This is a genomic window from Solimonas marina, assembly GCF_012241385.1.
Classification (GTDB): Bacteria; Pseudomonadota; Gammaproteobacteria; order Nevskiales; family Nevskiaceae; genus Solimonas; species Solimonas marina.
The window spans coordinates 180,999-201,742 of the sequence record NZ_JAAVXB010000007.1 but is presented as its reverse complement, the minus strand read 5'-3'; the positions used below and the strand labels follow the sequence as shown (position 1 = coordinate 201,742).

Genomic DNA, 20,744 nt, shown 5'->3' with positions numbered 1-20,744 from the left:
TGTTTGAAGAGCCCGGCCTCGCGCCGGGCTTTTTCTTGTTCGGCAGCGCGCGACTCAGCGCGTGCAGATCCACCAGTTGTCGACCGAATCCCAGACGTCGACAGTCTCGAATTTCGGCACGGGCTTGGCGCTGGCGCGATCGATCGCGGCGCCGATTTCGATCTTCAGAAAGCCGTTCTCGCTGCTCTGCACGAAGCCTTCGTAAATCAGCTTGTTGTCGGCCGAGTAGCGGCAAATCATCAAGCCGGCCTCGTGCTTGATGCGTGCTTCGTCCGACAGGCGCTGCATCTTGTCCTGGCTGGATGGAGGCGCCGGCAATGCCGGCGCAGCTGCGGCCGGTGGTGAGGTGCCGGCGGTGGGCGGTGCGGTCGGCGGGCTGGTTTGCGCCCATGCCGGTGCGGCGGTGCATGCCACGCTCAGTGCCAGCCACAGCGGCCGGCATCGATCGAACATCCACACGCCGCGATTCGACGTCCTTGTCATGTGCTGCGCTCGCGGTTCGTTTGTGCCACTGGGCCTTGCAAGAATCTAGCCGCGAAAGCCGTCCTTCCAGCGGCGCAGTTCGGCGAAGACTGCAATTTCGTCGGTGAGCGGCATACCGGCGTGCTCGACAGCGCGTTGCTGCACGGCCGGCACCGCGGCGCGCAGGAACGGGTTGTGCGCGCGTTCGAGCGCGATCGTCGACGGCAGGCTGGGCTCGTCGCGTGCGCGCCGCTGCTGCACTTCGGTGGTGCGTTGCTGTAATGCCGCGTTGCCCGGCTCGACGGCGTGGGCAAAAGCCAGATTCGCCGTCGTGTATTCGTGCGTGCAATAGACCGCCGTGTCCGGCGGCAGCGCCGCAAGCCGTGCCAGCGAGGCGTGCATCTGCGCCGGCGTGCCCTCGAACAGGCGCCCGCAGCCGGCCGAGAACAGCGTGTCGCCGCAGAACAGCCGGCCGGCGCCGTAATAGGCAATGTGGCCGAGCGTGTGTCCGGGTACGGCCATCACCGCGTAGGACTCGTCGAACAGCTCGACGCGATCGCCGTCGTCGAGCAGCGTGGTCAGGCCGGCAATCTTCGTCGCCTCGGCGCGCGGTCCGTAGACCGGCACATCCCAATGTTCGCGCAGCATCGCGATGCCGCCGGTGTGGTCGGGATGGTGGTGCGTAATGACGATCGCCGTCAGACGCAATGAAGCGGCGTCGAGAAAGCGCTGGACGACGCGGCCGTCGCCGGGGTCGACGACGATGGCTTCGTCGCCGCGGCGCAGCGCCCAGATGTAGTTGTCGGTGAAAGCGGACAGTGGCTGAACGGTGATCACGTGGCACTCGAAATCGTGTGGGGGAGCGTTATGATGAGCGTGAGGTTTTCCCGGAGGGTAGTGCGATGCCGGCACGACGTCATCTCAACGGCTCGCGGCCGTTCGACCGCGGTGTTCTCGAAGGCTGGGCCGCGTCGCCGCGCGGCCAGCGTCTGTTGGCGCTGGAGGCGACCGAACTGCGGCGCCTGCTGCCGGACGTGTTCGGCCGCCATGTCCTGCAGATCGGCAGCTGGCTCGGCGGCAATGCCTTGATCGACAGCGCCGAGACCTTGCATCGCGCGGTGCTCGGCACCGTGGTCGGCGACAGCGCCGCCGCTGTCATCGATCCCGAGCATCTGCCGCTGCCGGCGCGCAGCGTCGATGCCGTGATCCTGCCGCACACCATCGAGTTCTGCGCCTCGCCGCACAATGTGCTGCGCGAGGCGACGCGCGTGCTCAACGACCGCGGCCGCCTGTTCCTGTTCGGTTTCAGCCCGTGGGGTCTGCCGGCCTGGCGCGAACGCTTGGGTTGGCGTGCCCGCAACTTTCCGCCGGGGGCGCGTTTCTACGGCGCCAATCGCGTCGCGGACTGGTTGCAACTGCTCGATTTCGATATCGCCGACGTGCGCCGCTTCGGCACCGGCTTTCCATGGCTGGCACCGCGGTCGAGCACGCATCCGTGGCGGCCCGGCGATCTGCTGGCGCCGTTCACCGACAACTACCTGATCGTCGCGCGTCGTCGCGTCCTGCCGATCAACCTGATCGGCAAGACCCAGCGCGCGCAGATCAAGCCGCTGGTCGGTGTGCCGGCCACGGCGTCGGTGCAACGTCAGGGCGTCGACGAGCCGAAACCAACGCCCTGATGCCGGGGCGCGGCGCCCAGGCGGCGGGTAGAATGGGCGGATGAACGCACCCGCGCCGAGCAAGCAGATCACGATCTACACCGATGGCGCCTGCAAGGGCAATCCCGGACCGGGCGGTTGGGGTGCGGTGTTGATCTACGGTGACCAGCGTCGCGCGCTGAAGGGTGGGGAAGCGCAGACCACCAACAACCGCATGGAGCTGACCGCGGCGATCGAAGCGTTGACGGCTCTGAAGCAGCCATGCGCGGTGACGCTCTATACCGACTCCACCTACGTCATGCAGGGGCTGACGCAGTGGATGCCGAACTGGAAGGCGCGCGGCTGGCGCACCGCCGACAAGAAGCCGGTCAAGAACCAGGATTTGTGGCAGGCGCTCGACGCCGCCGTGCAGCGCCATCGCATCGACTGGCGCTGGGTCAAGGGCCATGCCGGCGATCCGGGCAACGAAGAGGCCGATCGCCTCGCCAACGAAGGCGTGCTGCTGGCGGCGCGCGCCACCGCTTGAGAAACGCATGAATCGTCAGATCATTCTCGATACCGAAACCACCGGTCTTGAAGTCGATCAGGGTCATCGTTTGATCGAAATCGGCTGCATCGAGTTGCGCAACCGGCGCCCGACGCACAACAACTATCACCGTTACATCAATCCGGAACGCGAGATCGACGCCGGTGCGATCGCCGTGCACGGCATTACCAACGAGCGCGTCGCGCAGGAGATGAAGTTCGCCGAGCTGGCGCAGGACATCTGGGATTATCTGTCGGGCGCCGAACTGGTCATTCACAACGCGGCATTCGACGTCGGCTTCCTCAACGCTGAATTTGCGCGCGCCGGCATCGGCGGCAAGCTCGGAGACGTCTGCACGATCACCGACTCGGTGGCGATGGCGCGCCGCCTGCACCCAGGCCAGAAGGTCAACCTCGACGCGCTGTGCAAACGCTACGGCGTCGACAACTCCAACCGCGAGTTCCACGGCGCCTTGCTCGACGCGCAGTTGCTGGCCGACGTCTATCTGGCAATGACCGGCGGCCAGAGCGCGCTGGTGCTCGACCACGACGGCGACGGCCAGCAGCGCCGCTCGCGTTTCGCCGACCTGCTCGGCGAAAGCGACGCGCCACTGCCGGTATTGATGGCGGATGCGGCCGAACTCGAACTGCATCGCGCGCGCCTGGCCAAGATCGCCGACAAGTCCAAGGGCAAGCTGGTCTGGACCGCCGACCTGCCGCCAGCGTAGGTGCCGTCTAAACGCGGAAAAAGCGGTTAACCACAGATTTCGCAGATTACGCAGATTACGCAGATTAAAAAGCGGATCTCAGCTGCGATGCGACCGCGGTGCGGACTGACTGCCGCTGGCTTCATTTCCAGTCTGTGTCATCTGTGTAATCTGTGGTTCAAAAGCTTCTCGCTGTCCCTCATTCCTTGGTCGCGATCGCGGTGATGACGCCGAAGTAGGGCGGCCGCGGCTCATGGGAGCTGACGCGGCAGCTTTCGACACGATAGCCGCAGGCACTCAGCAGCTTGCGCAGCCGCTCGGGGCTGATGCCGAGGTTGACGTGGTCGTAGGCACGCATCGCTTCTTCGTGCGTGTGTTCGGCGAGCGCGGCGACGATCAGTTTGCCGCCGGGGCGCAGCAGTCGCGCCGTTTCCTGCAGCGCCGCTTTCGGTTCTTTCGTGTAGACCAGCGCGTGCATCAGGAATACGTGGTCGTAGGCGGCGTCCGGCAGCGGGACGGCGTGCATGTCGGCTTCGACGAATTCGACGTTGCTGAGGCGTTGCAGGCGCTTGCGCGCGGCGCTGATGACGGTGCTGCTGGCGTCGACGCAGGTTACGCGCTGCGCACGTTCGGCGACCAGTTCGGCGAGCACGCCGTCACCGCTGGCCAGATCGACGACTTCGCCGAGCGACAGCAGGCCGAACAGCGCCCGCGCCGTCGCTTCCCAGGTGCGGCCCGGCGAGTAGTACAGCTCCATGCGGCCGGCAACCGATTCCGCCCAGGTCTGGCCGTGCTTGCGTCTTGCGATCAGTTGCTCGGCGCGCTCGCGGTCGACGCGGGCCTGGGTGTCGTCGACGGTGCCGCGCAGCAGCTTCCAGAATGCCGCAGCCTCGCCGTCGTGCTCGGTCGCCGAATAGAACGCGGCGTTGCCGGCGCGCTTGTCCTGAACCAAACCGGCGCGCTTGAGGCGTGCCAGATGCGTGGAGACGCGGCTTTGCGCGAGGTCGGTGATGTCGGTCAGCTCGGCGACCGACAGCTCGTGACGTTCGAGCAGCAGCAGCAGACGCTGGCGGCTGATATCGGACAACAGGCTGCACAACGCCGTGCTTTGCTCGAGCGTCAGGCTCATGGGTTCATGCGGATGGACGGATATCCGCGCATTGTCGCCTGCGGCGCCCCAAACGACAAAGGCCCGCACGATGGCGGGCCCTGGTCTTGCGTGCCGTTGGCAATCAGGACGACGAGCCCGGCGGGGGATTGCCTTCCTGCAGTGCGGCGACGATCTCCGGGTGCTCGGCGGCTTCCTTCTTGCCGGCTGACGTGGCGAGGAACGCGCGCGACAGCGGCGACGGCGTGATCTTCTCCGCCGTCGTCACCACGGGGGCACTGACTTCCTCGACCTTCTTTTCGGCGGCGGCGACCACTTTCTTGGCGGTCTTTTCAACCGCCTTCACTTCCTTCTTGATCGCCTTTTCAGCCTTGGCGACATCCTTCTTCACCGTCGCCTCGACCTTCTTAATGTCTTTCTTGACGGTCTTTTCAGCCTGCTGAAGCTTGGTTTCGCCTTTTTTGACCACCGCCTTGGCCTCGGTGACGACGGTTTTGACGGCCTGCTTGGCCGTCTTCTTCAGGGCGGTCAGACGACTTGTAACGGTCGGCTTCGGCGCCGGTTTGGCGACCGGCGCATTCTTGACGGGCGCTTTCTTGACGGGAGTCTTCTTGGCGATCGGCTTCTTGGCTGCAGCCTTCTTCGCGACCGGTTTCTTGGCGACGACTTTCTTCGCCGCCACCTTCTTGGCTGGGGCTTTCTTGGCTGTCGCCTTCTTGATCGGCTTTTTCGGTGCGACCTTCTTGGCGACTGGCTTCTTCACGGCCTTTTTCACGACTTTCTTCGGAGCGACCTTCTTGGCCGGAGCCTTCTTCGCGACGACTTTGCTGGCCTTGGCGGCTTTCTTGGCAACGACCTTCTTCGCAGCTTTGACGGCCTTGGCCGGGCCCTTCTTCGCGGACTTCTTCATATGCGTCACAAGCTCCATACAGGTTGTGGCCGAGGCGGCCAGGAATGCGGGTGCACCATCGGAGGAAGGCTGCGCGTGCCGGGCAGTGGGCACACGATTCGCGACGGGCGCCGCTCGGAAGGCGACAGGCCGGTTCGGAATTCGGAGCGGGACAGGGGGCCCGGGCGGGCCATCGTGGCCGCCACCGTCCGCTTGTTACATGGAAGACCGGCGCAACGCGATTCGATCATGTAAGTGACTTGACGCCGAGCGGCGCCATTGAGTCCCCTTGACTTTTCCCCAAAAAGCTGTGAACGAGTGTAGGGTTGCCCTAAAACATTGTCAAAAAATAAACACATGCGCGTCTTCGGTGCGCGAAAACTGCAGGGAGCGGCGCTGCCGGCCGTGCCGTTTGCAGGGTGTTGGGCGCACAAGTACGGCTGTCTGTGAAGTGGCCGCCGCGACAGTCGGACTCGGCTGGGCGCTAGGTTTCGCGTTGCCGGACCGGCGGCTATGATGGCCGCCTCAAAAATTTCGCTGCGCGCACCGAGCAGTAGCGGCGCCGCGCGTTCCGCTTTCCCATCTGTAAGTGAGGTGTCGTAATGTCCAATACGCCCCTGTTCCAAGGGCAGTCCCTCGTCGTCGAAAAACTCGCCAGCGGTTTTGCCGAGCTGCGTTTCGATCGCCAGGGCGAGGCAATCAACAAGTTCGATGCACGCACCGTCGAAGAACTCGGCAAGGCCGGCGAAGCGCTGGCGGCGGACGGCTCGATCAAAGGCCTGATGGTGACCAGCGCCAAGGACGTGTTCATCGTCGGCGCCGACATCACCGAATTCGGCGCGAATTTCCAGAAGACCGAAGAAGAGATCGCCGCCTGGGCCTATGAAGCCAACAAGAAGTTCAGCGCGATCGAAGACCTGCCGTTCCCGACCGTGACGCTGGTCAGTGGCCTGGCGCTCGGTGGTGGCTTCGAAATGGCGCTGTCGACCGACTACCGCGTGATGAGCACGGTGGCGCAGGTCGGCTTCCCCGAGGTCAAGCTCGGCATCTTCCCGGGCTTCGGCGGCACGGTGCGTTTCCCGCGCCTGGTCGGTGCCGACAATGCCATCGAATGGATTGCCGGCGGTGGCCAGATGAAGGCCGACGCGGCGCTGAAGGTGCACGCGGTCGACGCCGTGGTTGCCCCGGACAAGCTGCGCGAGGCGGCCGAGAAGCTGCTGCAGCAGGCCGTTGACGGCAAGTACGACTGGAAGGCGCGCCGTGCGCAGAAGACCGGCAAGCTGCAGCTGAACCCGATCGAGTCGATGATGGTGTTCACGACCTCGAAGGCGTTCATCGCCGGCAAGGCCGGCAAGAACTATCCGGCGCCGCTGGCCGCCGTCACGGCGATCGAGAAGGCCGCCGGCAAGACGCGCGACGATGCGCTGAAGATCGAGGGCATGGGCTTCGCCAAGGTCGCCAAGACCACGCAGGCCGATGCGCTGATCGGCCTGTTCCTCAACGATCAGCTGATCAAGAAGAAGGGCAAGGCCTATGTGAAGGCCGGCAAGAAGATCGAGCACGCGGCCGTGCTCGGCGCCGGCATCATGGGCGGCGGCATCGCCTACCAGTCGGCGATCAAGGGCACGCCGGTGATCATGAAGGACATCGCCGACAAGTCGCTGGACCTCGGCATGGAAGAAGCGAACAAGCTGCTGTCGAAGCAGGTCGAGCGCAAGAAGCTGACGCCGGAGAAGGCGGGCCACATCCTGTCGACGATCCGCCCGACGCTGAACTACGGCGATTTCAAGACCGTCGACATCGTCGTCGAGGCGGTGGTCGAGAACCCGAAGGTCAAGAAGAGCGTGCTGGCCGAGACCGAGACCATGGTCAAGGAAGGCACGATCATCGCGTCGAACACCTCGTCGATCTCGATCGACGATCTGGCCACCGCGGTGAAGCACCCCGAGAACTTCCTCGGCATGCACTTCTTCAACCCGGTCCATCGCATGCCGCTGGTCGAGGTGATCTACGGCGAGAAGACCAGCAAGGAAGCGATCGCCACGGTCGCCGCCTATGCCGCGGCGATGGGCAAGACGCCGATCGTCGTCAAGAACTGCCCGGGCTTCCTCGTCAACCGCATCCTGTTCCCGTACTTCTACGGCTTCCTCGGTGCGCTGCGCGACGGCGCCGACTTCGTCAAGATCGACAAGGTCATGGAAGGCTTCGGCTGGCCGATGGGTCCGGCCTACCTGCAGGACGTGGTCGGCATCGACACCTCGCATCACGTCGGTGACGTGCTCGCCGAGGGCTACCCGGACCGCATGAAGAACGACACCGGCGAAAAGACCGCGCTGGACGTGATGTACGAGCAGAAGCGCTTCGGCCAGAAGAATGGCGTCGGCTTCTACAAGTACGAGACCGATCCCAAGGGCAAGCCGAAGAAGATCGCCGATCCGGCCACCTACGAGCTGCTCAAGCCGATCCAGAAGGGCCAGGTCGACATGAGCGACGAGGAAATCATCGATCGCCACATGCTGCCGATGATCATCGAGACGGTGCGCTGCCTCGACGACGGCATCGTCGAGACGCCGACCGAAGCCGACATGGGCCTGATCATGGGTATCGGCTTCCCGCCGTTCCGCGGCGGTGCGCTGAAGTACGCGGACACGATCGGCATGCAGACCATCCTCGACAAGTGCGCCAAGTTCGCGCACCTCGGCAAGCTCTATGAGCCGACCGAGTCGATGAAGAAGATGGCCGCCGAAGGCAAGACTTACTTCCCGAAGTAAGGTCGCGCGCAAGAATTCTTTTGGAGATTTGTAATGACTGATGTCGTGATCGTTGATGCGATTCGCACGCCGATGGGCCGTTCCAAGGCCGGTGCGTTCCGCAATGTCCGCGCGGAAGTGCTGTCCGCGCATCTGATGAAGGAAATCCTCGCGCGCAACCCGGCCGTCAAGGCCGAAGAGGTCGAGGACGTGATCTGGGGCTGCGTGCTGCAGACCCTGGAGCAGGGCTTCAACATCGCCCGCAACGCGGCGCTGCTGGCCGGTCTGCCGCAGACCGTGTCGGGCCAGACCGTCAACCGCCTGTGCGGTTCGTCGATGACGGCGATCCACGCCGCGGTCGGCAGCATCGCCGCCGGCGTCGGCGACATCTTCATCGTCGGCGGTGTCGAGCACATGGGCCACGTGCCGATGACGCACGGCTTCGACGGTGCGCCGGAAATGTCGATGAACACTGCCAAGGCGGCGGCGTCGATGGGTCTGACCGCGGAAATGCTGTCGCAGACCCACCAGATCAACCGCGAGCAGCAGGACCAGTTCGCGCTGGCCTCGCACCAGAAGGCCTACGCGGCCTGGAAGAACGGCGAGTTCAAGAACGAAATGGTGCCGGTGCAGGGCCATGACGCCGACGGCGCGCCGCTGCTCGTCGACTTCGACGAGGTGGTTCGCCCGGACGCCAACCTCGCCGATCTCGGCAAGCTGCGTCCGGTCTTCAACCCGAAGGGTGGCAGCGTCACGGCCGGCAACAGCTCGGCGCTGTCCGACGGTGCGTCCTGCGCACTGATCATGTCGGCCGACAAGGCCAAGGCGCTGGGCCTCAAGCCGATGGCCAAGATCGTCAGCATGGCCTCGGCCGGCTGCAATCCGTCGATCATGGGCATCGGCCCGGTGCCGGCGTCGCAGAAGGCGCTGAAGCGCGCCGGTCTGTCGATCGACAACATCGACTACTTCGAGCTCAACGAAGCGTTCGCTGCGCAGTCGCTGGCGGTGCTCAAGGACCTCAAGCTCACCGAGCGCATGGACCGCGTCAACATTCGTGGCGGCGCGATCGCACTCGGCCATCCGCTGGGCTGCTCGGGCGCGCGCATCACCGGCGCGCTGGCGCATGTGCTGAACGACAAGAACGCCGAGTTCGGTCTGGCGACGATGTGCATCGGCATGGGCCAGGGCGTCGCGACGGTGCTGCAGCGTCTGCAGTAAGTTCGTCGTGATGTTGTGAAAAAGGCCGGGCATTGCCCGGCCTTTTTCGTGGGTGTTGTCCCGGCTCAGTGCTCGCCGGCTTCCTGCAGATCGTGCAGGCGGTTGCGTTCGATAGTGTGCAGAATCATCGCGTCGTAGTCGAAGCCGTTCAGCGCGATGGCTTTCGGGCGTTGCGCATACGTCGCCTTGTCCGTCGCGCTGCGCGCGGGAATCTCGAACTGGTCGATGATCTGCAGCTCGCCGTCTGGCAGCAGTTCACCGGCGTCGTTCTCCACCGAGTAGGTCGTGCCGCGGATCGCCGTGGCGTCGACTGCGTATTCGGTGAAACCGTGGCGTAGCGTGGCGAACGCGGCCCAGGTGCCGAGTTCTTCGGTCAGGCTGTAAAGCGACTGGCCGCCGCCGCCCTGGGTGATCTGCACGTAACCGCCGGCCAGTGGCTGTCCGTAGGCCATCGGCTGCGAGCGTTCGTAGATGTGGTCGTGGCCGACGGCGAGCAGGTCGACGCCGTAGTTGACGAGCAGGTGTTCCTCGAGCAGCACCAGGGTGAAGTTCGCGGGATCGCGGCCGTCGCTGTCGGTCCAGATCGTGTAGTGCTGGACGAAGACGATGAAGTCGATCTCGCCATTGGCACGGCGCAGCGCGGCGGCGGCCAGATCGGTTTCGAGCCAGGCCAGCTCGGCGAGCAGGTCGGGCGCGCCGGCGACGCCGGTCAGCAGCGAACCGCCGGTGCTGAAGCAGAAATGCACGCGGCCGTGGTCGAAGCTGTAGTACGTGCCCTGGCCGGGCTGGCTGACGCGTGAGCGATAACCGTCGCCGTCGCCGTCCTTGTTTTCGTGATTGCCGGGGCAGGTCATCACCGGCAGGCGCGAGGCGACCGGGTCGAGCATGTCGAAGTAAGTGTCCCAGACCGGCTGTTCGCCGTTGGCATAGGACAGGTCGCCGGCGATGACGACAAAGTCCGGTGCGCGCGCCTGCACGCCGGCGAGCACCGCGCGGCTGGCGTCGCTGGTGGCGTGGTCGCCGAAATGCGCGAAGCGGAAGGTGTCGCGCGGCTGCGGCTGCAACACGCGCACGTCCGACCAGCCGGCGTCGGAGCCGACGCGATAGCGCACGGCCTTGCCCTCGTCGAGGCCGCTGATCGTGGCGCTGTGTGTCAGTGCGTCGACGTCGTAGACGGCCTTGGTGCTGCCCTCGACACGGTTGGGCATCGCGGTCTGGGCGATCTCGCAGTCGCTCATGCCGTCTTCGACCGGCCCGTATTCGATGACAGTGCCCGGATCGTCGCTGCCGTCGGTGAACCACGTCACCGTGCGCGTCGTGAACGGATCGTCGGTCCAGCTCACGTGCAGGCCGCGCGGGCTGGCGGCGGTGGCGGTCGGCGTCGCCGCGGCGCAGTCGCCGGTGCCCGGCGTGCCGCCACTGTCGGACGGCGACGAGCCGCCGCAGCTCGTGAGCACGGTGAGGGCGGGTGGCAGCAACAGGCCGGGGGTCGCCTGCAACAGGCGGCGGCGGGTGATCATGGCAATTCCTCGGGGCTGACGCCGGACGGCAAGATGGCGCCGTCGCGGACATAAAGCGGGATCTGTTCGAGCGGCACGAGCTCGACGCGCGTGGCCGGGCCGTCGATGACGGTGCCGGTCCAGAACTGTCGCCAGCGGCCGGCCGGTAGATAAACCGTGCGTGCGGTGACGGCGAGGCCGGACAGCACGCTGGTCACCGGCGCCACCAGCAGATCGGGGCCGAACAGGTATTCGTCGTCGGCGGCGACCGCCTGGGCGTCGTCCGGATAGGCAAACGGTAGCGGCCGCACGATCGGCAGGCCGTCGTCTATCGTCTGCCGCGCGGCGGCGGCGATGTACGGCACCAGTCGCTCGTGCAGCGTTGCATAGCGGCGGTAGATCGTCACTGCGCGATCGCTGACCCACCACGGCGGTACCGGCGTCTGCATGATCGGCGACAGCGCGCCGAGCTGCGTCCAGCGCACGTAGGTCGCGTAGCCCGGCGGCAGCAGCGGAATGCCGCAGCCCGATTCGCCGAGGTCCTGACGGGCGCCAGCGTAGCCGCCGATGTCCGAGCCGTTGAACGCGAAGCCGCTCATCGACAGCGACAGCAGCGAGCGCAGCGCCTGCGTCAGGCCCAGCTCGCCGAGCACGCTGGTGTTGTCGGCGGCCCAGTGGCCGGCCCAGCGCGCCGAGCCGTTCCAGCCGCCGCGCGCGAAGATCGCGAAGTCGCCGTCCGGACGCTCGGCCTCGAACGCGTCGAAGATCGCCTCGTGATAGTGGTCGATGTAGGCGTTGTGATTGAGCCGGTTGGGCAGGCCGTTGTGCCAGACCGAATCGTCGGACAGGTCTTCCTCGCCGCGGTCGACCTTGACGCCGTCGACGCCGCGCGCGATCAGGCCTTCGAGACCGTCGCGCCACCACGCGTAGGCGGCGGGGTTCGTGAAATCGAGATGCGTGTCGATGCCGCGCGTCGGGTAATAGGTGGCGTCGTTGCCGTCGGCGCGTGTGCCGGTCACGGTCCAGCCGTTGGTCTCGGTGCGGGTCTGCGCGTCGCCGCTGACGAACGGCGAGAGCCAGACCATGAAGCGCACGCCCTTGTCGTGTACTTCCCGGATCAGTGCGTCCGCATCGTCGAAGCGGCTGGCATCGAAGTCGAAGCTGGCCTTGCCGGCGTCCCAGGGGTTGTCGAGCCAGACCGCGCCGAGCGGAATGTCGCGATCCTGCATGCCGTCGACCAGCGCCATCACCGATTCGGTGCTGGTATCGCTGTCCTGCCAGACCATCGGCTGCCACATCCACTCCGGCGGGGTCCACTGCGGACGACCGACGCGCGCGGTTTGTGCGGCGACGATCTGGCGCGGCGTGCCGCGGTAGTAGACGAGATCAAGCGTGTCGTTCTCGATCGTGATGCGGCCGGCGTCGGCGCGTTCGTTGCGTCGTGCGAAGACGATCTCGCCGCGCGCGTCGGAGTCGGCGGCCAGGCCCCAACCGCAGGGGCACCAGAAGAACGACGCGGCGATCTCATTGGTCGAGCCTTCGCGGTTGGCGCCGGGGCCGTGGCTGATCCACAGCGGCAAGGCGGAGCCGCGCAGTTGCACGCCGGAGAAGCGCTCGCCGCCGCCGAAGTAGCGCTCGCTGTCCGGGCTGTTCCAGGCCGTCGACACTGCATCGACGCCGGCCGCTGCCGGCGCGTAGTGCAGGCTCAGCGTGCCGTCGCCAGCGAAGCGCAGCGTCAGTGTTGCGCCGAGGCCGTCGTCGGTCGTGACCTGCACGGTCGCGGTATCGCCGTCGACGCTGACGGCGCTGGCGCCGGTCGCGTAATGCCACTGCGCGTTGTCGCGGTAGGCGAGCGGTTTGTAGCTGACCTCGGGCAGGCCGGGGTAGGCCTTGTCGATGCCGTCCTGGCGATCGTTGAAGCGCGCGTAGTCGGGGTTGGTCTGCGTCACCGTGCCGTCGTCGGCCGCGTCCTCGACCCGCGTCGCGCCGTCGGCATCGGTCCAGCGCAGATGCCAGCCGTCGCGCGTCAGTTCGACCTGCGTCGTGCCATCGCCGATCACGAAGCGTTCGGCATCTTGCGACAGCTCGAGTGTGCTGCCGCCAGTGCCGTCGCCGCCGGTGGTCGTGCCGCCGCCGTCGGTTGCCGGTGACGATCCGCCGCCGCAGGCGACCAGCAGCAAGCCAAGCAGCGCGACCGGTAACCGGCGCGGCGTCGTCATGACGGCGCTCCGACGACGAAGATCTGCTGCGTGCGGTCGCGCTGCAGGCGCTGCGCGCGGCGCGTGCTGGAAAAGACGATGTGGCCGCCGTCAGTCGCCGGCCAGGTGTTGACGCCGGGCGCGAGCAACAGCGTGCCGGCGTCCCAGCCGGCGCCTGCCAGCTTCGTCGTCATCACCCGCCAACGCCAATCGGCCGCGCGCGCGTCGTACCACACCGCGCGCACCGCGCCGTCGGCATCGCGGCCGAGATGCGGATACTGGCCCATCGCATCGGCGTCTGCGGCCAGCGTCTGCGGCGCGGTGAACGTGGCGCTGCCGCTGTCGTCGGTGCTGGCGACCGCGGCCTGGATCGACAGATTGACGCCCGACGAGTCGAGCGTTTTGCTGTCCCAGGCGGCGACCATACGGCCGTCGTCGCCGTAGCGCAGCGCCGGATGGCGGTCGGCGCGGTCGTTGCTGCCGAGCGTCTGCAATGCGCTCCAGGCGCTGCTGCCGGCGCCGCGCGTGCGGACCGCGATCTGCCAGTCGTCGGGGTTGGTGCCGTCGCCGTTGCCGGTGCTGCCGGTCCACAGCGGATCGGGGTCGTCGCGGTTGTCCTGCCAGGCGACGGCGATGCGGCCGTCAGCGCTGCTGGCGATCGCCGGCCAGACCGATGCCGGGTCGCGTGCGTGGCGGGCGTCGAGCGCCGAGGCGGCGACGAGGGTCTTGCCGTCGCGCGACAGATTGGTGGGCTCGGCGTCGACACCGACGGTTTGCACCATCACGTCGAACGGCTGGTCGGGCGTGATCTCCTGCCAGACGACGACCGGATCGCCGTCGGCGTCGATGGCCACTGCCGGGTGTTCGCTGCGGCCGTCGATGTCGCGGATGGTCTCGATTGCCTGCCAACTGTTGCCGCCGTCGAGCGAACGGCGCAGGCGGATCACCGGGCGTCTGGGAATCTGTCCGTGCGGTTCGTCCTGCCAGACCACGAAGACGGTGGCGCCGCGCGCGGCGACATGCGGAAAGCGTGCCGTCGTCGATTCGCTGCTGAGTACCTGCGGCGCTGCGCGCCAGTCGCCGTCGCTTTCGAGACGCCGGTAGACGATGCGGCTGGCGCCCGGTTCGTGCGCTTCGAGCACGATGTGCGTGGCATCGGCGCTGGCGATGTCGGCGAAGCCGCTGTAGCGCTCGCGCGCGCCGGCCACCCACAGCGCGCCGTCGTCGCGGCCGATGTCGTCGGGGATGGCGACGTCCGGCGCGGCCTGCGCCAGCGTCGGGCCGATGAAGATCGGCGATGCGAGGCCGCGCAGTTGGTCAAGCAGCTTCAGCGACGACAGCAGCGCCGCCGGGTCGGTCAGATTGCTGGTGTCGATGCCGGCGACGAGGCCGAGGCCCCGCACTTCGACGCGATACCACTGCGGGGTATCCGGGGTGGTGATGTCGACGTCGAAGCTGACGTCGTCACTGTCCGCCAGCACGCTCTGCAAGGTGCCGGCGCTGCGGCCCGGCGACGGGTAGAGCAGCACCGTATCGCCGAGCGCGTGCTGCACGCGAATGCGCAGCGTCGCCGCGCGGCCGGGCGTGGCGGCGGCTTCGTCGCCGGCCATGGCCTCGAAGACGCCGTCGCCGTCGACATCGGCGGTGAACGTGATCAGCGGCGCGATGGCGCTCGGCGTGATGCGCGTGTGGCCGTGGTGCAGCGCATCGAGGATGCCGCGTTCGCTGGCGCTGGCCGCATAGGCCTCGGAGGTCGGCGAGCCGGGTCCGGCGATCGCCCACAGTTCCTTGAAATGATCGTCGCTGCCGCCGTTGATGCCGAAGCGAAAGCCGGCATTCCAGCGGTTCTCGCAATAGTCGATCTCTGCGTCCGGGTTGCTGGCGCGGTTCCACGCCTCGACCAGATCCATGCCTTGCGCGTTGGCGCGCGCGTTCGGCGTACCGTCGTCGTCGGTCTCGCCGTCGTCCGGATGCGCGGTGACCCAGACCGCGTCCTGGCTGTGCGCATCCCAGATCGACTGCTGGACGCGCGCGAACTCGGGCGCGTCGGGCGGATTGGCGCCCTGCACGATGGTGTCGACGGCACCGTGCACGGTCGCGTGCGGGCTGCCGTTGGCTTCCTCGCCGGGAATCAGCAGCAGCGTCTCGCTGCGCCACAGCGGGTCGTCATGCTGATCGTAGGTGCGGTGGTCGGTCAGCATCAGGAAGTCGAGACCGACGCGCTCGGCCTGCGCGATCTGGTCGCTGACCGGCAGGTTGCCGGGAAAGCCCTGGCCGAAGACCTGGCGCGGGAAGCTGCCGTCGGACGAGTGATCGTCGTGCACATGCAGATCGCCCTTCAGCCAGTCGCCCGTCGGCGCGGTTGCGGGTGCGGCGACGAAGCGCGCGCGGACCTTGCGTGCGGCGTCCATCGTCAGAGTGCAGACGTCGACGCCGCTGCAATCACCGCTCCAGCCGGCGAACTGCGCATCGCCGGCCGGCGTCGCCAGCAGTGTGACGGTCGTGTCGCCGGCAAAGCTGGCGCTGCAGTGCGGACCGCAGTCGATGCCGGACGGCATCGAACTGACGTCGCCGGCACCGTCGATCGTGATCGTCAGCGCTTTCGGAGTGGATCCAGTGGGTGGCGGGGTGCCGCCACCGGGGTTGCTTGCGTCGTTGTGGGTGCTGGACCCGCAGGCGGCGAGCAGCACGACGAGGGTCGCGGTGGCGCCCGATCGCCACAGGTTTGCGGACGCCGCGCGGTAGCGCGCAGCGACGGTCGATAGTGCCACGGTCTGGTCCCCTGCAACCCGATATGAACGCTCGCCGCAGTGCAGCGCGAGCGGGCGGGACGCTAGGGGAGATCGATGTCAGCGATGTGACGCTGACGGGTGGTCTGCGTGCTCTGCGCGGCGGCAAGCGGCCACCGCGCTGCGTTGCGGCCAGGGACTAGGAAATTCGGCCTAGTGCGGGCCGACAGTGTGAATTCAGCGCGCTGACACGGTCGGCCGCAGCGACTGCGCAACGTCGTGCGCGTCGTAGGCGTTGATGTCGTCGGCCGGCTTGCGGCCGTGGTGCAGTGTGATATCGAGAGCGGAGCTGTAGGCGTAGTCGGTCTGCGTTTGTGCGCTGCCGCCTTCGACATAACCCGGCGAATAGACCACCGAGGTGCTGCAGGCGAGCAGGCCGCAGCTGCGGTAAACCGTCTGGCGCGGTGGCGTCACGAAGCCGGGGTCGATGCGGGTTCGCGTCTCCCCTTTGCGCTCGGTGTCCTGATGCGTGACCTCGAACCAGTCGGCGCCTTGCTCCAGCGTCAGATCGGCGGCGCGCAGCAGCGCGTAGTTGCGTACGGTGGCCGCCGGGGTCGCGGTGTCCCCGGTGTAAGTGACGCGATACTGCGCCGCGCCGAGCACCGTCTCGCGGTAGCCGATGTCGCCGGCTTGCGCGGCGGGCGCATAGCGGGCCGGCGCCGTGGCGCAGGCCGAAATCGTGGAAACGCAGGCAATCAGTAGCAGTCGGCGAAACATGTCACGCATCCTCGGCAGATCGGTCGATGGGGCCGTCAGCGCCGGCCCCATCGACTTTACGGATGATCAGCCGTTGCGGATGCGCGAGACCAGCGCCGTGGTGAAGGTCTTGGTATCGGCCGTGCCGCCGAGATCGCCGGTGCGCACCTTGTCGTCGTTGAACGTCGCCGAGATGGCGCTGCGCAGGCGCGTGGCTTCGTCCTGCAGCTTCAGGTGGTCGAGCATCATGCCGGCCGCCAGCATCAGCGCGACCGGGTTGGCGATGCCCTTGCCGGCGATGTCCGGTGCCGAGCCGTGCACGGCCTCGAAGATCGCCGCGTCGGTGCCGATGTTGGCGCCCGGCGTCATGCCGAGGCCGCCGACCAGACCGGCCGCCAGATCGGAGAGGATGTCGCCGAACAGATTGGTCGTCACCAGCGAGTCGAACTGCCACGGGTTGAGCACCAGCTTCATCGCGCAGGCGTCGACGATGACTTCGTGCATCTCGATCTTGTCTTCGTACTTGCTCTTGTACAGCTTGCGCGCCTCGTCGAGGAAGATGCCGGTCAGCGCCTTCATGATGTTGGCCTTGTGCACGATCGCCAGCTTCTTGCGGCCGAGCGCGATCGAGTGCTCGAACGCGTATTCAAGGACGCGATGCGCGCCCTGCCGGGTGTTGACGCCGGTGGCGATCGCCACCGCTTCCGGATCGCCGTCCATCGGGATGTAGTGCTCGTAACCGGTGTACAGGCCTTCGAGGTTCTCGCGATAGATCATCAGGTCGATGTCGTCGTAACGCCCGCCCGGGATCATGGTCTTGGCCGGGCGCACGTTGGCGTACAGCTTGAACGCCTCGCGCAAGCGCACGTTGCTGGAGCGATAGCCGCCGCCGGACGGCGTTTCGAGCGGGCCTTTGAGGGCCAGGCGCGTGCGACGGATGCTGTTGAGCACCGCTTCCGGCAGCGGATCGCCAGCGGCCTTGATGCCGGCCAGGCCCGCCTGCTGGATGTCCCAGTCGAACGACAGGCCCAGCGCTTCGAGCGCGGCCAGCGTGGCGTCGACGATTTCGGGGCCGATCCCGTCGCCGGGGATCAGGGTGGCGGTAATGGTTTTGCTCATGGGGGCGTTCTTCGTGAAGTCGTTCGAGGAGTGACAACTCGGTATTTTACCGCTGGCACTGGGGTCATGGACATTCGGGAAAACCTGCAAGGCGAGGTTTTTTGGTGATGTTTTCGTGACATATGTTTCATCTTCGCGTCACAGCAGGGCCAGGCGCGCGCTTCTGTCGGCGCCGGGCATCGAGCTTGCAGGAATTTCCGGCAAATCCCTGCCTGGTCGATGCTGAAACAATGCGTAGCGTTTTGAAACGCGCTCTTGCCGGCCGCGGACGTCCGTCTGCGCACAATGGCAGGCCATGAAGACCCGGCTTTATCTCGACGCCACGCAGGCGCTCAACGAAGGTCCGCGCCCCCCGACCGGTATTCCCCGTGTCGAGATGGCGCTGGCGCGCGGCGTGCTCGCGCAGCCGGCGCTGTCGGTTGCGCTGATCCGGATCGACGGCCGTGGCCGCGGCCGCGAGCTGAACGTTGAAGAGCGCGAGTATCTGTGGCGGCTGGCCGAGGGCGGCGCAATGGAACTGGGGCCTCGCTGCAGGGGTCTGCGAGCGCGCTTTTCCCGCATCGTCGCGGTCATCGACGACGGCGCCATGTGGGCTGGCAAGGGCTTCGACCGCATGGCCGCGCAGTTTCTGGTGGACGCCCCGCAGCAGCGTGGCTGGACCTATGCCGTGGCGCGGCGCATCGTCGGCATCGCGAAATGGTGGCGCCGGCCGCGGCAGCACGCAGCGCCCGCCCTTCGCGATCCGCTGGCCGATCGTGAGGCGCACTGCCTGCTGACGACGCTCGGCGTGCGGCGCCTGCGCGCGGCCGCTCGCGGCGACCTTGCCGCATCGCTGACGGCCATCGTGCACGATCTGATTCCACTCTATGCGCCGCAATTCTTCGATGCCGAGCACGTGGCGCGTTTTGAACGCGACTTCTCGTGGATGCAGCGGACCTGCGCGCGCCTGATCTGTGTGTCGGCCGCGACGGCCGAGCGTTTGCGCGCGCACCTGCGCGATCGTCACCCGCCGATCGAGATGGCCGTACAGCGTCTGGCGTCGTTTCCGCTGGCGACGGTTGAACGCGGCATGACGCCGGGAGCTGCGCCGATCGATCGGCCGTATGCGCTGTATTGCGCGACCATCGAGGTCCGCAAGAATCACATCATCCTGCTGCGCGCCTGGCAGCGGCTATTGCCTGAGCTGGGCGATGCCTTGCCGGTGCTGGTGCTGTGCGGCCGCTGGGGCTGGAAATACGATGAAGTCCGCGATTTTCTCGCAGAGCATCCGCAACTCAGCGACAAGGTGCAGCTGCGTTCGGCACGCGGCGATGCCGAGTTGGCGCAGCTCTACCGCCATGCACGCTTCGGCGTGTTTCCGTCGCATGCCGAGGGCTGGGGCTTGGGCGCGGCGGAATGTCTGGATTTCGGCCTTCCGGTACTGATTTCCGACGCCCCGGCACTGGCTGAAGCGACACAGCAGCTGATGCCGATCATCGATGCCGACGATCTCGACGGCTGGTGCCGGGCGATTGCGCGCGCCGCCCAGGACGACGCGTGGCTGGCCGCGCTGCGTCAGCGTATTCGTGACGAGTACCGGCCGATCGTGCCGAACGTCTTCGTTGATGGCGTGCTCGACGGCATGGCGCGCGCCGCGGGCGTGGCGCTGCCGGTTGTTGACCACGCGTCTGCAGCGTCCGAGCGCGACAAGCCTCGCCCGGTGTTCTGCCACTCGCTGTTTCGTAGCGGCAGTACCTATTTGTTCAAGGTATTCCGTCGCAGCGGCAGGTTTCAGTGCTTTCAGGAGCCGCTGCACGAAATCGCATGGCGCAGCATCGAAAACCATGAGCGGCTGCTGGAAGCCACCAGCGACAATCACGGCCGCCTCCGGCATCCGCAGTTGGATCGCCCGTACTTCCAGGAGTTGTATGACACGCATACAGCGTGGAAGGACGTCATTCGCAAGGAGATGGTCTACGACGACTACTTCGGCGGTTGCGCGGGCGCCGGCACCCATCGCTACTACCATGCGCTGTCGGCGGCCTCGCCGCGACCGGCGTTCTTTCAAGACTGCCGCACGACGCAGCGCATCGGTCGCCTGCGACGCGAACTCGGGGGCTTGCATCTCTACCTGTGGCGCGAGCCGCACGCACAGTGGCAGTCGTATCAGGCCACGGCGTACTTCGCCACGGCGCAGCTGCTGATCGCCAATGCACGCGGCGCGCCCGAGTCCATGCGCCGCATGCGCCGCATCTGTTCGCTCCCGTCGTACTCGCTTGACGACATCGATGCGGAATTCCGCAAATACAAGAAATTTGCTTTACCGGAAGAAGAGTCCTACGCGCTGTTCTACCTGCTTTGGTGTCTGGCATTGCTGCACGGATGCCAGCATGCCGATCTGCTGATCAGCATCGATCGCCTGTCCGTCGATGCGGACTATCGCCAACACACCGTCGGCACCCTCGCGTCGCAAGGCATCGACGGCCTGTCGTTTGATGACTGCCGCGCCCCCGCGGCGAGCATGACCGCTGAACTGCGAGCACGATTCGGTCCCATAGAGGCGCGCGTGCATGCCTTGCTGATCGAATGCGGAACGCCAGCGCGCGACATCGAACTGATCGAGCGCCTGTGTCGACAGGCCCGCGCGCCACTGGCACCGCTGGCGCCAGCGCGGGTCGCCTGAGCATGAAGATTGCGCCTCGGCCGGCGCCGCAACAGCAGGGCGGGACGAATCCCGCCGCCATGCAATGGTGCGACTGGCGGGATGAATCCCGCCCTACAGCACTTATTCATGGCCCTCCAGCATTTTCTCAACGCGCCTTCTCGTGTCTTCACTGAACTGACCAAATTCCTCCTCAGTAAACAGCTCGGCCTGACGCATGAAGACAAGCCTCATGAGAGCGTTGGATCTTCTAAGGCCATCGAATGCCAGTGCCAGTGCCTTGTCGCGCTGCTGAACGAACTCATACAACGCGCCATAGCGCTCGTGATAAGTCTTTGTCTTGTCTTGAATGATCTGCTCGGCGGAGAACAGCGCAACCTGGCAGAACCGCTCAAGCAGCGGACGCTTCAGGTTCTGCAATACCTTCCAGTCTCGTTCGTTCAGCGGCATCTCTATTGCCTGCGCTGATGTGAGGCCCGGCGTTT

16 protein-coding genes are annotated in these 20,744 nt (G+C 66.4%); 6 read left to right on the top strand and 10 right to left on the bottom strand.

Annotated elements, in window-relative coordinates; translation table 11 throughout:
• Window positions 1-54 precede the first annotated feature (54 nt).
• On the bottom strand, window positions 55-483 hold the full coding sequence (locus G7Y82_RS13685; protein WP_168148684.1) for a hypothetical protein: 429 nt from the start codon (window positions 481-483) through the stop codon (window positions 55-57).
• 45 nt (window positions 484-528) lie between these two features.
• Window positions 529-1,299, bottom strand: coding sequence for a hydroxyacylglutathione hydrolase (gene gloB, locus G7Y82_RS13680; protein WP_436286676.1), 771 nt, complete (start codon window positions 1,297-1,299; stop codon window positions 529-531).
• Window positions 1,300-1,364: 65 nt separating this feature from the next.
• On the opposite strand from gloB, the gene G7Y82_RS13675 reads away from it, so the two are divergent.
• From G7Y82_RS13675 to dnaQ, 3 genes are read left to right on the top strand one after another with little or no spacing between them, the layout of a single operon-like run.
• Window positions 1,365-2,141: a methyltransferase domain-containing protein gene (locus G7Y82_RS13675; protein WP_168148683.1), complete on the top strand. Its 777-nt coding sequence runs from the start codon at window positions 1,365-1,367 to the stop codon at window positions 2,139-2,141.
• A gap of 40 nt (window positions 2,142-2,181) precedes the next feature.
• The gene (gene rnhA, locus G7Y82_RS13670; RefSeq protein WP_168148682.1) at window positions 2,182-2,646 is read left to right on the top strand and encodes a ribonuclease HI; all 465 of its coding nucleotides are present in this window, start codon (window positions 2,182-2,184) and stop codon (window positions 2,644-2,646) included.
• 7 nt (window positions 2,647-2,653) lie between these two features.
• Window positions 2,654-3,373, top strand: coding sequence for a DNA polymerase III subunit epsilon (gene dnaQ / locus G7Y82_RS13665; protein ID WP_168148681.1), 720 nt, complete (start codon window positions 2,654-2,656; stop codon window positions 3,371-3,373).
• A gap of 178 nt (window positions 3,374-3,551) precedes the next feature.
• Here the strand turns inward: dnaQ and G7Y82_RS13660 are convergent, their stop codons facing one another.
• Both G7Y82_RS13660 and G7Y82_RS21210 read right to left on the bottom strand, forming a co-directional pair.
• Entirely contained in the window at window positions 3,552-4,481 is a 930-nt protein-coding gene (locus G7Y82_RS13660) for a metalloregulator ArsR/SmtB family transcription factor (RefSeq protein WP_168148680.1), read from the bottom strand.
• Window positions 4,482-4,584: 103 nt separating this feature from the next.
• The gene (locus tag G7Y82_RS21210; RefSeq protein ID WP_206370696.1) at window positions 4,585-5,370 is read right to left on the bottom strand and encodes a hypothetical protein; all 786 of its coding nucleotides are present in this window, start codon (window positions 5,368-5,370) and stop codon (window positions 4,585-4,587) included.
• A 581-nt stretch (window positions 5,371-5,951) separates the two neighbouring features.
• Here G7Y82_RS21210 and fadB point away from each other — a divergent pair.
• Complete coding sequence (gene fadB, locus G7Y82_RS13650) at window positions 5,952-8,120, top strand: fatty acid oxidation complex subunit alpha FadB (RefSeq protein ID WP_168148679.1); 2,169 nt, start codon at window positions 5,952-5,954, stop codon at window positions 8,118-8,120.
• A gap of 33 nt (window positions 8,121-8,153) precedes the next feature.
• Complete coding sequence (fadA, locus tag G7Y82_RS13645; protein WP_168148678.1) at window positions 8,154-9,317, top strand: acetyl-CoA C-acyltransferase FadA; 1,164 nt, start codon at window positions 8,154-8,156, stop codon at window positions 9,315-9,317.
• A gap of 65 nt (window positions 9,318-9,382) precedes the next feature.
• Here fadA and G7Y82_RS13640 read toward each other — a convergent pair whose 3' ends face one another.
• The 5 genes from G7Y82_RS13640 to G7Y82_RS13620 form a co-directional block, all read right to left on the bottom strand.
• On the bottom strand, window positions 9,383-10,837 hold the full coding sequence (locus G7Y82_RS13640; protein ID WP_168148677.1) for a purple acid phosphatase family protein: 1,455 nt from the start codon (window positions 10,835-10,837) through the stop codon (window positions 9,383-9,385).
• On the bottom strand, window positions 10,834-13,035 hold the full coding sequence (locus tag G7Y82_RS13635; RefSeq protein WP_168148676.1) for a glycoside hydrolase family 31 protein: 2,202 nt from the start codon (window positions 13,033-13,035) through the stop codon (window positions 10,834-10,836). The genes G7Y82_RS13640 and G7Y82_RS13635 overlap by 4 nt, the downstream gene beginning before the upstream one ends.
• Window positions 13,032-15,785, bottom strand: coding sequence for a CehA/McbA family metallohydrolase (locus G7Y82_RS13630; protein WP_168148675.1), 2,754 nt, complete (start codon window positions 15,783-15,785; stop codon window positions 13,032-13,034). Before G7Y82_RS13630 ends, G7Y82_RS13635 begins: the two co-directional genes overlap by 4 nt.
• A gap of 195 nt (window positions 15,786-15,980) precedes the next feature.
• The gene (locus tag G7Y82_RS13625; RefSeq protein ID WP_168148674.1) at window positions 15,981-16,520 is read right to left on the bottom strand and encodes a CC0125/CC1285 family lipoprotein; all 540 of its coding nucleotides are present in this window, start codon (window positions 16,518-16,520) and stop codon (window positions 15,981-15,983) included.
• Between the two features lie 66 nt (window positions 16,521-16,586).
• Window positions 16,587-17,618: an isocitrate/isopropylmalate dehydrogenase family protein gene (locus G7Y82_RS13620; protein ID WP_168148673.1), complete on the bottom strand. Its 1,032-nt coding sequence runs from the start codon at window positions 17,616-17,618 to the stop codon at window positions 16,587-16,589.
• 295 nt (window positions 17,619-17,913) lie between these two features.
• Here G7Y82_RS13620 and G7Y82_RS13615 point away from each other — a divergent pair, with 295 nt between their 5' ends.
• Complete coding sequence (locus G7Y82_RS13615) at window positions 17,914-20,280, top strand: glycosyltransferase family 4 protein (protein WP_168148672.1); 2,367 nt, start codon at window positions 17,914-17,916, stop codon at window positions 20,278-20,280.
• 102 nt (window positions 20,281-20,382) lie between these two features.
• Here the strand turns inward: G7Y82_RS13615 and G7Y82_RS13610 are convergent, their stop codons facing one another.
• On the bottom strand, window positions 20,383-20,709 hold the full coding sequence (locus G7Y82_RS13610) for a peptide ABC transporter substrate-binding protein (protein WP_168148671.1): 327 nt from the start codon (window positions 20,707-20,709) through the stop codon (window positions 20,383-20,385).
• Window positions 20,710-20,744: the final 35 nt, after the last annotated feature.